This window comes from Clostridium sp. YIM B02555, from assembly GCF_022320955.1.
Taxonomy (GTDB): Bacteria; Bacillota; Clostridia; order Clostridiales; family Clostridiaceae; genus Clostridium; species Clostridium saccharoperbutylacetonicum.
On record NZ_JAKJJY010000010.1, the window covers coordinates 49,648 to 62,584 of the forward strand.

A 12,937-nucleotide genomic window follows, 5' to 3' on the forward strand; every position below is an offset into this window, starting at 1 on the left:
TACAACCCCCTTTTTTTCAGTTTACAATTTACAGTTAACAGTTAGGTTAAAGGTTACAGTTTACAATTAATTTACAGGTTACAGTTGGTGAGTATTAGTAAAAATGAGCAATTGTTTTAAGTTATATTAAACAATTGCTCATCTTTGAGTTTATTTTATTATAAATGGTTGGGGTAACTTTACTTAAATTTACATTACTAATTCGAAGTCTTCTTCTTTACAGTCTCTATCTTGTCTATCCATTAATGCTCCAAGCATTAACTCTAATAATCTCATAGCACCTTTATATCCAACCGTTGGCATATATGCATGAATATATCTATCTAATACTGGGAAACCTATTCTAACTAGTGGGATATCTTCAGCTCTTGCTATGTATTTACCATGAGTTCCTCCCATTAGTAAATCAACAGGTTCATTTTTTATTAATTGATGTAATTCAAATAAGTCGGCATCTTGCTTAGCAATACATCCTTCTACTCCAAACTCCTCAAATAAAGCCTTCATTTCTCTATCAAAAGCTGAAGATGGAGTTCCTGTAATTACATACTTAGGAATCATTCCAAGCTCTAATAAGAATTTAGATAATGCTATAAGAAGATCTGGATCTCCATATAATGCTACTTTCTTCTTATCGTAATATTGATGTGAATCTATCATTATATCAACTAATTGTCCTCTTTCTTCTTCTATTTCATATGGAACTTGATTCTTGCTAAATTTACTTAATTCCATAATCAAATCATCTGTAGATCCAATCCCAATTGGCATTTTTAAAGTATTGTATGGAACTTTATATAATTTTTCAAGTGCCGCTGCACCTGCTTCTGATGCAAAGCTTCCTAATGCTAAGGTTTTTTCGCAGTCACCTAATTCAATTATATCTTGAACCTTTGTTCCACCCTTTGGATATAATTCATATTTTCCAGTCATAGGAGCATCAAAAACTCCAGAAGTATCAGGAAGCATTGTAAAATCTATACCCATAAGTCTTAATAATCGCTTAACTTCACGCATATCTCCTGGATTAACAAAACCAGGTATAACGCACATTTTACCATTTTTTACTCCAGTAGATTCAGCTAAATGATTTATAAATCCTTTTACCATATTAGAAAATCCAGTGATATGAGAACCAACATAACTTGGAGTATTTGCATAAATTACATGTTTTCCATCTGGAATATTTATATCTTCAATAAATGAATTTAAGTCGTCACCTATAGTTTCTGATAAACATGTAGTATGAACTGCAATTATTTCTGGATCATACATATCAAAAATATTTTTTACAGCAGTCTTAATATTACTGCCTCCACCAAATACACACGCACCTTCGCTAAATGATGAAGTAGTTGCTATAGCTGGTTCCTTAAAATGTCTTGATAAAACAGTTCTATGGTATGAACAACATCCTTGTGAACCATGGCTATGTGGCATACAATTATGAACTCCAAGAGCTGCATACATTGCCCCAACTGGTTGGCATGTTTTACTAGGATTAATTGTAATGGCACTTCTTTCTTTAATTTCCTTAGGAGTTAAATCTAACATTATACCTCACCTCCAAATGTTCCTTCTAATATAGACTCTTTTTTCCATGGAGCTACAGTATAACCCCATGCTGGTGTATATAAACTCATAGTAACATCTTTTCCAAAGTGTACAGCTCCCTTAAACCCTGCATATGGACCACTATAATCATAAGAATGCAATTGTCTTGATAATACTCCACCTTTTTGAACTGCATATTTATCTTTAACTCCAGAGAAGAATATATCTGGTTTTAGTTTTTTGATGAATGCTTCTTCTTCAAATTCATTTAAATCATCAACTACAATTGTACCTTCATTCATATCCTTCATCATACCAGGATAATATTCTAAATTAATGATTTCTTTCTTTAATTCTTCTAATTCTTCATCTGTCCTTACAGTTTTAAATTTTGCTTCTATTTTTTCAACTTCTAAGGTTTCGATATTCTTTAAATCTGCATCTTCTACTATATCAGGAATTACTTCTCTACCTTCATAGTCATCTCTATGGGCAAATTCAAAACCAGCAAGGAGAGTTTTTACTCCTAAATCATCTAATAGCATTTGATAATGGTGAGCTCTTGAACCACCAACATATAATGCAGCAGTTTTTCCTGTTAGTTTGCTTCTATAGTATTCCATATCTTCTTTAATATCTTCTAGTTCTTCAGATATAACTGCTTCTATTCTAGCTGTGAGTTCAGGATCATTAAAGAATTTTCCAATATCTCTTAGGGTTCTAACAGTACAATCTACTCCTATAAAATCTACTTTAAGCCATGAAGTTCCATATTGAACTTTCATCATTTCTGCTATATAATTAATTGAACGGTGACATTGGACTAGATTCAAATCTGCTGTATGGGCTTTTCTTATATCGTCAATGCTGGCGTCACCTGTCATGACTGATATAACTTCTATGCCTACTTTCTTCAGAATTCTTTCTATTTCCCAAGCGTCACCACCTATGTTATATTCACCAAGAATGTTTACCGAATGAGTTTTTGGTGTGTATTCCATAGTTCCAATTACAGATTTTATAAGCTTATTATTTGCAATATGGTGACCAGCCGATTGAGATACACCTTTATAGCCTTCACAAGGGAATGATAATACATCAATTCCATATAATTCTTTAGATTCAGTTGCTACTGCAGGTAAATCATCACCTATAAGTCCAACTGGACATGTTGCACAAATAAATATTGCTTTTGGATTAAATATTTCTACAATTTCTTTAATAGCAGCTTTTAATTTCTTTTCTCCACCAAACACTATATCACTTTCACTTAAGTTAGTTGAAAAACAATATTGAATAAAGTTTCCATCGCCTTTTTGTACTGCTGCCTTATTTCTTCTAGTTCCCCATGAATAATATCCACATCCTATTGGTCCATGAGTTAAAACTACAATGTCTTTTAATGGTCCAAGTACAACTCCTTTACAACCTGCATAACAGCATCCTCTATGAGTCATTACCCCTGGTATAGTTCTTCTATTTGCATCTATTTCTTCTGTTTCCTTCTCAAGTTCAAGTATATGCTTTTTTCTGTTCTTGTAGACTTTAGCACTATATTTATCTAAAACACTATCTACCACTTTACTCATTTCCTTCACCTCCACTCATTAAATTGCTTCTTCTCCAGTTTGACCATCTCTTACTCTGTACACTTCTTCAACTGGTAGTACAAATATTTTCCCGTCTCCTGGAGTACCAGTAGAATTTACACTTATTACCGTATCTACAACACTTTTTATTTCATCATCGTTTACCACTAAAGTGATTAATCTTTTAGGTATTAATCTACCTCTTTCTGATATATTCTCACCATATGATGTTGGTGGTACTTCACCTGCGTCCATATATGCTTCAATTAAGGCTATATCAATTGATTTTTTACCTCTCCCAAGTACTTTTCTGCAAGTAATTGAAGGGAAACCAGCTTCTGCAAGTGCTTCTTTTGTCTTATTTACTTTATTCAATCGAATAATACACATAACTTCTTTCATAAAGCTATTCCTCCTAATTTTATTTTTATAATCCAGCTTTTCCACTACTTACAGTGTATACTTCATCAATTGGAGCTACGAAAATCTTACCATCTCCAAACGCACCTTTTTCTCCTGTTCTAGAATTTCTCATTATAACCTTAATAACATCATCTTTATCTTCATCTTTAACTGCTATAAGTAGCATTTCTTTTGGAAGTTCATCATAATAAATTTCACCAACTTTAATTCCTTTTTGTTTACCTCTACCATAAACCGCCATTTTTGTAACTTCTGGAAAACCAGCATCTAATAATTCTGAAAGTACAGTTGTAACCTTTTCTGGTCTAATTATTGCTCGAATCATATACATATCTCTCTATCTCCTTTTATATAATATTTTGTATTGATATTTTTACATATCTTAGATATCCATTAAACCATATTCCATTAAGATCTCTTCTAATCTTTCCTGCTTCATTGGCTTAGGTATAACAAACATTTTATTGTTTTCAATATTTTGAGCTAAAGTTCTGTACTCATCTGCTTGTTCAGCTTTTGGATCAAATTCAATTACTGTTTGTTTGTGTATTTCAGCTCTTTGAACCATATTATCTCTCGGAACAAAATGAATTAATTGGCTTCCAAGTTCTTTTGCAAAAGCTTCTAATAAATCTAATTCCTTATCAACTTTTCTACTGTTACAGATTATACCTCCTAATCTAACTCCACCAGTTTTTGCATATTTTTGAATACCCTTTGAAATATTGTTTGCTGCATATAGTGCCATCATTTCTCCAGAAGCAACAATGTAAATTTCTTGTGCCTTACCTTCTCTAATTGGCATTGCAAATCCACCACATACAACGTCTCCTAATACATCATAAAAAACATAATCTAAATCTGGTGTATACGCTCCAAGTTGTTCAAGCATTCCTATTGATGTAATGATACCACGACCTGCACATCCAACTCCTGGTTCTGGACCTCCTGATTCAACACATTTAATTCCACCATATCCTGGTTTTAAGATTGCATCTAATTCGATGTCATCTCCTTCTTCTCTTAATGTATCAAGTACTGTTTTTTGTGCCAAACCTCCAAGTACTAATCTTGTAGAATCTGCTTTAGGGTCACATCCTACTATCATTATATGTTTTCCCATCTCAGCTAAAGCTGAAGTTAAATTTTGTGTGGTTGTAGATTTTCCTATACCACCCTTCCCATAAATAGCTACTTGTCTCATATTAGTTTCCTCCTTCTAAAATTAAAAATTTATTTATAAGCCCAATTAGGACATTATAACTTATCTGTAATAATATAACTTTGAATTGTATAAAAAAATCTATTTTACATAACACTTCTGGCCATGTAAAATAGACTTCTTTGTCCCGCATATAATAAAAAAATCCAAGCTTTAACTTCCTCTTTGAGTTAATTCTTAGACTTCAATGCCTTTATTATTTTTTGTTTTTAATTAATATAATTATAATATCACATAAAATACAACTTGCAAACATTATTTTTAACTTTTCAGAAATTCTATCATATTAGAAATGATAACGATACAATATTAACAACTTATCAATATTATTACATATTTTGAAAAATAATCTATCATATATTTGTTATATCTCCATTAAGTGTAAATTTTTTTTCGCCCAAATACCCTATTTCAAATTTATTTTCCTCTAACCTGTATTCAAATTGCTCATCTATGATAACTTTATTTTTAATAAACTCAAGCTTTAAAGTTATTGTATCCAAAATTTCACTATTAGAATACAATCTAATTTTCTTTGGAGCATGTAGAATTCTTTCACCATCTTTATTAGTAATTGTTATTGTATTAGCAGAGGTTATCAATGCTTTGAGCGTTCCATTCTTATTAAATTTCAAAGAATTACTGTCTCCATGAATTCCTAATGCATTAATATCATATGCTTCGATTGCACCTATCGGTGTATTTATTTTAATTGGTCTAAAGGGTTCACAAGATTCTAATTCTCCACTCTTATATAGTGAAATTCCAATTCGCCCTAAAAAGCTATAACCTCCTATATTTAATTTTATTCTTTCCTTTGGCCATAAAGTAATACTTTTAATTTCTTGAGTTTTATAAAAATGCATAGATATGATTTTAGCTTCAAATTTTAAAAATTTAAAATCGAAATTATATGCTTGTGATAAATTATATTCATCATCTTCTGTCCAATAGCCAGATAATTTTCCATCTAGAAAAAATATTCTGTTAATTTTTCCATCTTCATAAAAGGTTATCTTTTCTACATCATAAATTCCTATTGAAGTATTAATAGGTGTTGAGTTATTTAATGCTAAACTTTTTATATTTCCATTTTTATATACTTTTATTGCTGGGAATTCTTTTCTTCTACCATTTTGAAAATCGTAAAGAGGCACAAGCTTTGTATCTAATATTTCTAACTCACTTTCTTCTTCAATCCTGTAAGCTTCAGGTTCTCCTGTAGAATAAAGACTTGTAATTATAGCACCATTTAAAATACCATATTTAGTTTTTATTTTATTCATGATAAGAAACCTCCTCTTTTCCTAATTATTTTTTTGAATTAAAACTCTATAATCATTTCTTGAAATTTCATTAACTTGCATTTTTATTTGCCTCTTGTTTTCCATATTAACTAACCATGGTGGTACATGACAGCAATGGACTTCTATTTTTTTAACATCATTGTTATCTAAATATGGGATTATTGCTTTTTTAGATGATATTTCTGGATTTGTAATTTCCAACTCATGTAGATCAATTAAATAATAACCTTTATCTAACTCTTTTCCAAATTCACTCTTTACTTCAGCTTCTGTTTCGTGTACCTGCTCCTTTCTTATTATTTCATCTAAATAATCCAATGGATCTCCTTCTAATTCCCAAATACTGAAATCCTCTGTATAAAAAACACTGTATGGAATTCCAACAGCTTCTTTTACGAGGATAATTTTGCAATCGTCCATTTTATTAATTAGATTTTTATATTTTTTCCTCACTTCGTTTAAACCATTTGCTGCATCGACACTATCAGTTTTAATTTCTTGTTTAACTTTCCATAACTCCTCCTTGACAAACACTTTAATTAATTTTGCTTCTTCAAAAGAACTAATAAGATTTTGTTCATCAAGAAATACACCAATTTCATTCATAATATCCCTCCTATAATTTTATTTTTACTAAACAAAGTATTTATTACACTGATCAATGCTCAGTGAAGGTTGATTTCCTTTGGAAATCTTAAAGTTTTAAACAATTCTTTTTTTGCAACTTATATATAGATATCCAAATTTATAATCAATCTTATAAATAGAATATGCATGCATTGTTTAGAAATTATAATCACAATTCTATAATAGAAATTAGGTGCATATTTGTGCAAGCGGCATATGAAATTAAGCTGTGATGGTTATTAGTGGAAGGTTGTTCCATTTTCTGCTTGTCATAAATTTACTTTAGGAACATGCAGAAATGGGGTCAACCTTCTACTTAGAACCCATCCAGCGAAAATTTCATTAGTCCGCTGGAATAAATATGTATCTGATTTCGGTAAGTTTGACATTAGTTTAATTCTCGCGTTGGATATCTATAGATAAAAACAAAAAAAGACACAGTAAGTAACTGCATCTTTGCAAAATAATATTAAATTAATCTAATACTATATCATATTTTAAGTTTTAGCAAGTATTTTTCCAATATCTTTTATGTTATATCCACCTAGACTTTCAATATCCTTTTTAAATTCTTGACTTTGAATTGTATTAATTATTAATTTATATATTGGATTTTTTAAATCAGCTTCTCTAATAACCAAATCATATCGTTCTTCCAGAACAGGTACAAAATCAATATCCTTAACTTGATTTGCAGCTTTTTCATTTCCTATTCCAACATCTCCTTCACCTCTAGCTATGCTTCTAGCAACTGCAAAATGAGATTGTCTTATGTTTTCATATCCATTAATTAAATCTCTATTAATATTATTTACTCTTAATTTTTCGTCAAGTAGAATTCTAATTCCTGAGCCTTTTTCTCTATTGATAAAGGATATATTATTTTGACATAAATCTTTCCAAGTATTTATTTTATACGGATTTCCTTTTGCAACATAAAATCCTACAGTTCTATAAGCTAGATTAATAAGTAAACAAGGTACTCCTGGCAGCATTTTCCTAACATAACCTGTATTATATTCATTAGTGTCTCCATCCCATAAATGTGTTGAAGAAATTGAAATTTTATCATTATACAAGTTATAAAGACCTTCATAGCTTCCAATATTAGAACGTAAAACTCTTATATTACTAACTTTTTCTTTAATAGTTTCTGCTAAAATATCCAAAATAATATCTTGTCCTGAGATAATAATATCATTTTTATAATTATTAGTTGTTATATTTAAAATATCGTCTGTATTATCAATATTAGGTAAATCAGTTTGTGACTTTGACATTAGATTATTAATTTTAGGTACCTTTTGGCTATTAATATAATTTTCCACATCTAATTTATCTATTCTTAATTTTTTACCAACTTTATAACCAGGGAGTTCTCCACGTTTTACTAACTCATACACTGTGTTTTTTGTTATTTTAAGCATTTCTGCAACTTCAATTGCCGTTAGGGATTCTTCCATTTCCATAGATTTCCCTCCTTCTTCATAATATATAATTTTAACATTTAGAAGTAAGATTTTCTAGCAATTTAATAATTAAATCTCAACCACAAACCATTATTTTACATTTTAAATTGTTCATTTAATTCTATTAATAGTTTATTTATATCATTATTATTAATGAAATCCCATCCTAGCCAGTTTAATTTTAAATTGTTTTCCTGCAAATATTTTAAGTAATCTTCTGGTGCAGGTAATGATGCAATTTTGCATATTTCTTTTACTTCATTGCTTATAAAATAATTTGCAACCCTTTCTAAATTCTTTGAAATATCCCTTTGAACTAACAAGGTTACAGGACTTACAATAGCACCTTCTTCAGGCCATACAATCTTGACATTCTTATTATTTTTTAGTATTTTGGCATAAAAATATGGAACAATACTGATTGTTGGAGAATTTTTAACTCCTTTACCTATATTTATTAGCATTTCAGCTGGATGTCCTCCAAAGCCCACAAGCTCTCTTAATTTTTTTATCCCATTTATTCCATAATCTTTATATATACCAAGAAGAGTTGTTTCACAGTACTTTCCTTTCTTTCCTCTCATAGCAATTTCATTCTTAAAAGAGCTATCTAATAATTCTTTCCAAGACTTTGGAATTTCCCTATCATTTAGCTTAGTTAAATCTATTACCATAACTAAATAATTCAATGCCATTATATTGTAATTCCCATCTAAATCCATTAATTCACCTTTATTTGCTTCTTCTTCAATGTTATTTATTTTTTTAAAATAATTATCGTTTATAGCCTTTTTTCTAAAATCTCTTCTATAAAAGCTATTGATTCCAGCACTAACTATTATCTTTGGCAATTCATTTTTTAGAGGAACATGTGAAGATTCATCCATCCACATAACATCATAATTTGCATTTCCTTCAACAAGATATTTAAAATCAAGTTCCTCTATTAAGTTATCAATCATATAATTAAAGCCTTCTTCAATAGGTACTTTTATTGGACATGGTAATAATCCAACTACATCATATTCTGATTTATCAATAATATTTTTTATTTTACCCATAACATTTACTCCTATAATTTTACTTTCGTATTTAATAGTTTTTCAGCAGTTTCATCACTTATATCAGCCTTATAAAAAAGTTTGTAGTAGTCCTTAATTTCTTTTTTCATATCCATTCCACTGTATTCTGGATATAATAAGTTTACTAGCCATTTTAAACCTATGATTCTATTACTTGACGGCGGAGTATCAGCCCAATTATAAGGTTCATCTGGAGCACTAAATACTTTACCATTTTTAACAGCATTTATTCCTGACCATTCTTTACTGGTAAATACTCCATCAATATGATTATCATAAATTGCTTCAACAATCACATCTGGATTCCAAGTAATAACTTGTTCCATTGATACTTCACTTCGTCCTCCACCTGCTTTAAAATCTACTACATTCTTTGCCCCTGCATAATCTAACAATTCTGCATGCCAATTTCCTATTGGAGCTGTTTCAAGACCTTTTTCTCCACCTGCATAATAGACACTTACTTTTTTATCAGCTGGAATTTTTGCCGTTATTTCTTGTACTTGCTTCATGGTAGCTCGGCAGTACTCTGCTAATTCATCAGTCACTTTCTTTTCATCAAGTAAATCTCCAAGAAAATCATAACTATTATCTAAATTTTTTAAACTACTGTCTACAACAACTACTGGAATTCCTATATCTTTTGATAATTTATCTGCATTTCCAACTGTGCTATCATCTATAGTTCCCATGGATAATATTATTTCAGGGTTATATGATAAAAGTTGTTCTTTGCTTACTGTTCCATTCTTACCTTGCATAGCTCCTATTACAGGTAAATTTTGATATTTGGGATTCAAATACTTTTTTTCATAATCTCTAAGTTCAAAGCACCATCCTGCAAGTTTATCTAAATTAATATTATGCATCATAACAATTCCTGGTTGACTATTGCAATATACCTTTGTAATTTTTTTTGGCACCTCCATAGTTCTTCCTGCCATATCTGTTATTGATTTTGATTTTTCTTTTTCACTAGCTTGTACAAGATTTGTTGTATTTTTTTCTCCAGCACTATTATTTGAGACACTATTCCCACAGCCTACTAATATTGATGATATAATAATAAAGATTAAAAATAATGTGTTATATCTTTTCAATACAACTCCTCCCCTCATATTCCCATTCATTATAGAAAATTTCTTCAATTTCTTTAATACGAGTTATAATATTTTTCTCATAAATAAAATCCCAGCTTAACCATTGTAGTTTACCATTATCAGGAATTCTATTATCTACCTTACAATTAATATGTGGAAAGTACTTTTTAGCTAATTCTTGTCCTAAATCTTCACTATAAATATAATCAATTAGCTTATTTAAATAATTTTTCCTTTCCTTTTTAATTAACATGAAAACTGGACATAATAAACCTCCCTCTTTAGGCCATATTATTTGTAAATAATTTTTTTTAGGAGTTGCTTTAGCAAAGAAATATGGAATTATATAAATAGCATTATTACTTCTTTGATTTTCAGCAGCTGTTTTAGCCATTTCTATATTTCCCATTGGAGTATTTACATTTCTAGCTAAAGCTTTAATACCTTCTTCGCCAAAATTTTTATACATATATAAAAGTACTATTTCATTTATATCCTCTTCTGTATGGCCCATTGCAATGCTATTTTCATATTGTTCATCTAGAATTTCTTCCCAACTTGATGGAATAGGCCTATTGTTAAGTTTGCGCGTATCCACCAAAAATACATAAGGAAAAGAAGAAAAGATATTGTAAAATCCTTTAGGATCACTTAAAGCACAATCTTTATAAGTTTGATTCAAATCCCCTTTGAAATTAACTTTTTCAAAATCTCCACTTTCCAAAAATCTTTCCATAAAATCTTTATCAAAAAATTCAGAAAAACCCGAGCTTGTTACTACACTCGGAAATTTTTTTATATCTTTTATCTTATTAACATTAAAATATTCATCTTTTCCACATGCGCCCATAGGAACTACAGCTTTTATTTTGTTACCATCTTTAGCTTCTTCTAATTCTACAAACTTTTGTATCTTACTTGAAAATGCTTCTTTAGCTGGACAATATATATATCCTAACAAATCCAATTCTTCTCTCATTTCATCTGGAACTAATTTAATTTCTGGATACTTTTTCATTGTTATTCCTCCCATGCAAAATATTCTTTCATATTCCAATTTATAATTTTTCCATTTCTTAATGAATTTCTAAGCTCTAACATTTTACTATCTATTTGCCTCATGAGTTTTAAATTATCCTTTTCTTTAGGATCAGTTGTAATTACTTTACTTATAGCACCATTTTTAATAATGATCCTCTTATGTCCAAGTAAAGCTAATATTGGATCATGAGTAGAAACAAAAACTATTTTCCCTTCCTTAACTAATAATTCCAAAGCTCTGCTTCTATCTACCCCAGCATTTTCTATTTCATCAATAAGAACTATTGGAGAAATACTTAAATATGCTGTGTCTGCTATCATTAATGCTCTTGATTGACCACCACTTAAAGAGGTTACAGGCGTATCATAAGAAAATCTTTCACCAGCTAATTCATTTGCAGTTGTTATTATTTTTTCAGTAATCTCGTTGATTTCCATAATATTTCTGCTTTTAGCATGCATTTTCACAAATTCTTCTACAGATATATCCATTACAAAATTCATATTTTGAGATAATTGAGCTACCAACTTATTATCATTTAAATTTTCACCCCTTATTTTTATTACTCTTCCTGTAGGAGTATCACCATTTGCAATACATTCGATATCTTCAAGTAATCTGCTCTTACCTGAACCTGTTGGTCCAACTATGCAAATTATCTCTCCGGAATTAATTGTAAGCTCAGCATTTTCTTTTATCCCATTTTTATCATGCCCGCCTAAAATAGTAAGAGAATTAATAATAGTTACATCTTTTATTTCCACAAATTTAGTAGTTTCGTCTAATGCAAAACGGTTAGAAAACTTTGCTTTATTCTTTGCTTCGCTAAAATTTATTTTTTTAGTGTTACCAGTTTGATAATCTTCTCCAATTATTGTTTCGCCTAAGCAATAGGAACATAAGGCTGATGGCATTGTAAATCTTAATTTTTCACCATCAAGAGTTTCAATCGATCTAGAATTTTTTAAATAGGTACTTAATTCATAGGCACCTTGACCTGTTAATCCGTTAACCTCTAAAATTTTTGCTTTTGGATTAGCTTCTCTTACCATAAGGGAAAACACTTCTCTTTCTGCTTGAGAAACAATATCTCCTTTAGTTATTACAACAATATCTGCAAACTTAAGCATAGGACCTATTTTTTTTGGAGTGTTAACACCAGAAAGACTATCAATTACACATATAGCCAAAATATCTTTTATGTGCGGTGAACATCTATTGCATAAACCAGCACTTTCACTTATTAATAAATCAAAACCCTTTTCGATACCATATTTAACACAATCATCAATATTACTAATATAAAAATGATCTGGACAGAGATTTCCTGACAACCCTACCATTACATCAACGCCAGCTTTTTTGTAAAGATAATCATCATACGTCGTGAGGCAATCAAATTTTATTACTCCAAATTTTTTCTTTTCACTTCTAAGGCAATTGATCACTTTCAAAATAACTGAGGTCTTCCCAGAAGATGGTGGACCTGAAAATGTAACAAACTTCAAATTTATCCCTCCAT

12 protein-coding genes are annotated in these 12,937 nt (G+C 29.9%); all 12 read right to left on the reverse strand.

The window, feature by feature from the left end; translation table 11 throughout:
• Positions 1 to 189 precede the first annotated feature (189 nt).
• The 12 genes from nifK to L3B98_RS15135 all read right to left on the reverse strand — a co-directional run bounded on the left by nifK (position 190) and on the right by L3B98_RS15135 (position 12,923).
• Positions 190 to 1,554: a nitrogenase molybdenum-iron protein subunit beta gene (gene nifK, locus L3B98_RS15080; protein ID WP_077363304.1), complete on the reverse strand. Its 1,365-nt coding sequence runs from the start codon at positions 1,552 to 1,554 to the stop codon at positions 190 to 192.
• A complete protein-coding gene (locus L3B98_RS15085) occupies positions 1,554 to 3,143 on the reverse strand; it encodes a nitrogenase component I subunit alpha (protein ID WP_238917334.1) in 1,590 nt (529 codons plus the stop codon). The genes nifK and L3B98_RS15085 overlap by 1 nt, the downstream gene beginning before the upstream one ends.
• A gap of 18 nt (positions 3,144 to 3,161) precedes the next feature.
• Positions 3,162 to 3,545: a P-II family nitrogen regulator gene (locus tag L3B98_RS15090; RefSeq protein ID WP_238917335.1), complete on the reverse strand. Its 384-nt coding sequence runs from the start codon at positions 3,543 to 3,545 to the stop codon at positions 3,162 to 3,164.
• Between the two features lie 25 nt (positions 3,546 to 3,570).
• Positions 3,571 to 3,897: a P-II family nitrogen regulator gene (locus tag L3B98_RS15095; RefSeq protein ID WP_077363298.1), complete on the reverse strand. Its 327-nt coding sequence runs from the start codon at positions 3,895 to 3,897 to the stop codon at positions 3,571 to 3,573.
• Between the two features lie 51 nt (positions 3,898 to 3,948).
• Positions 3,949 to 4,770, reverse strand: a complete 822-nt coding sequence (gene nifH, locus L3B98_RS15100; protein WP_077363296.1) for a nitrogenase iron protein — start codon at positions 4,768 to 4,770, stop codon at positions 3,949 to 3,951.
• A gap of 371 nt (positions 4,771 to 5,141) precedes the next feature.
• The gene (locus L3B98_RS15105) at positions 5,142 to 6,074 is read right to left on the reverse strand and encodes a hypothetical protein (RefSeq protein WP_238917336.1); all 933 of its coding nucleotides are present in this window, start codon (positions 6,072 to 6,074) and stop codon (positions 5,142 to 5,144) included.
• Positions 6,075 to 6,095: 21 nt separating this feature from the next.
• Positions 6,096 to 6,701 carry a Fe-only nitrogenase accessory AnfO family protein gene (locus tag L3B98_RS15110; protein WP_238917337.1) on the reverse strand — a complete coding sequence of 202 codons (606 nt, stop codon included), beginning with the start codon at positions 6,699 to 6,701 and terminating at the stop codon, positions 6,096 to 6,098.
• A 518-nt stretch (positions 6,702 to 7,219) separates the two neighbouring features.
• On the reverse strand, positions 7,220 to 8,191 hold the full coding sequence (locus tag L3B98_RS15115; RefSeq protein ID WP_238917338.1) for a helix-turn-helix transcriptional regulator: 972 nt from the start codon (positions 8,189 to 8,191) through the stop codon (positions 7,220 to 7,222).
• Between the two features lie 95 nt (positions 8,192 to 8,286).
• The gene (locus L3B98_RS15120) at positions 8,287 to 9,252 is read right to left on the reverse strand and encodes an ABC transporter substrate-binding protein (protein ID WP_238917339.1); all 966 of its coding nucleotides are present in this window, start codon (positions 9,250 to 9,252) and stop codon (positions 8,287 to 8,289) included.
• A gap of 11 nt (positions 9,253 to 9,263) precedes the next feature.
• The gene (locus L3B98_RS15125; RefSeq protein ID WP_238917340.1) at positions 9,264 to 10,373 is read right to left on the reverse strand and encodes an ABC transporter substrate-binding protein; all 1,110 of its coding nucleotides are present in this window, start codon (positions 10,371 to 10,373) and stop codon (positions 9,264 to 9,266) included.
• Positions 10,360 to 11,391 carry an ABC transporter substrate-binding protein gene (locus L3B98_RS15130; protein WP_238917341.1) on the reverse strand — a complete coding sequence of 344 codons (1,032 nt, stop codon included), beginning with the start codon at positions 11,389 to 11,391 and terminating at the stop codon, positions 10,360 to 10,362. The genes L3B98_RS15125 and L3B98_RS15130 overlap by 14 nt, the downstream gene beginning before the upstream one ends.
• Before the next feature lie 2 nt (positions 11,392 to 11,393).
• Positions 11,394 to 12,923 (reverse strand): GTP-binding protein, encoded by a 1,530-nt coding sequence (locus tag L3B98_RS15135; RefSeq protein WP_238917342.1) that lies wholly within the window; start codon positions 12,921 to 12,923, stop codon positions 11,394 to 11,396.
• Positions 12,924 to 12,937 lie beyond the last annotated feature (14 nt).

What these genes read in the sequence shown, in the direction of transcription:
- nifK (WP_077363304.1), bottom strand. Translation starts at nt 1,554, where the DNA reads ATGTTAGATTTAACTCCTAAGGAAATTAAAGAAAGAAGTGCCATTACA.
- L3B98_RS15085 (WP_238917334.1), bottom strand. Translation starts at nt 3,143, where the DNA reads ATGAGTAAAGTGGTAGATAGTGTTTTAGATAAATATAGTGCTAAAGTC.
- L3B98_RS15090 (WP_238917335.1), bottom strand. Translation starts at nt 3,545, where the DNA reads ATGAAAGAAGTTATGTGTATTATTCGATTGAATAAAGTAAATAAGACA.
- L3B98_RS15095 (WP_077363298.1), bottom strand. Translation starts at nt 3,897, where the DNA reads ATGTATATGATTCGAGCAATAATTAGACCAGAAAAGGTTACAACTGTA.
- nifH (WP_077363296.1), bottom strand. Translation starts at nt 4,770, where the DNA reads ATGAGACAAGTAGCTATTTATGGGAAGGGTGGTATAGGAAAATCTACA.
- L3B98_RS15105 (WP_238917336.1), bottom strand. Translation starts at nt 6,074, where the DNA reads ATGAATAAAATAAAAACTAAATATGGTATTTTAAATGGTGCTATAATT.
- L3B98_RS15110 (WP_238917337.1), bottom strand. Translation starts at nt 6,701, where the DNA reads ATGAATGAAATTGGTGTATTTCTTGATGAACAAAATCTTATTAGTTCT.
- L3B98_RS15115 (WP_238917338.1), bottom strand. Translation starts at nt 8,191, where the DNA reads ATGGAAATGGAAGAATCCCTAACGGCAATTGAAGTTGCAGAAATGCTT.
- L3B98_RS15120 (WP_238917339.1), bottom strand. Translation starts at nt 9,252, where the DNA reads ATGGGTAAAATAAAAAATATTATTGATAAATCAGAATATGATGTAGTT.
- L3B98_RS15130 (WP_238917341.1), bottom strand. Translation starts at nt 11,391, where the DNA reads ATGAAAAAGTATCCAGAAATTAAATTAGTTCCAGATGAAATGAGAGAA.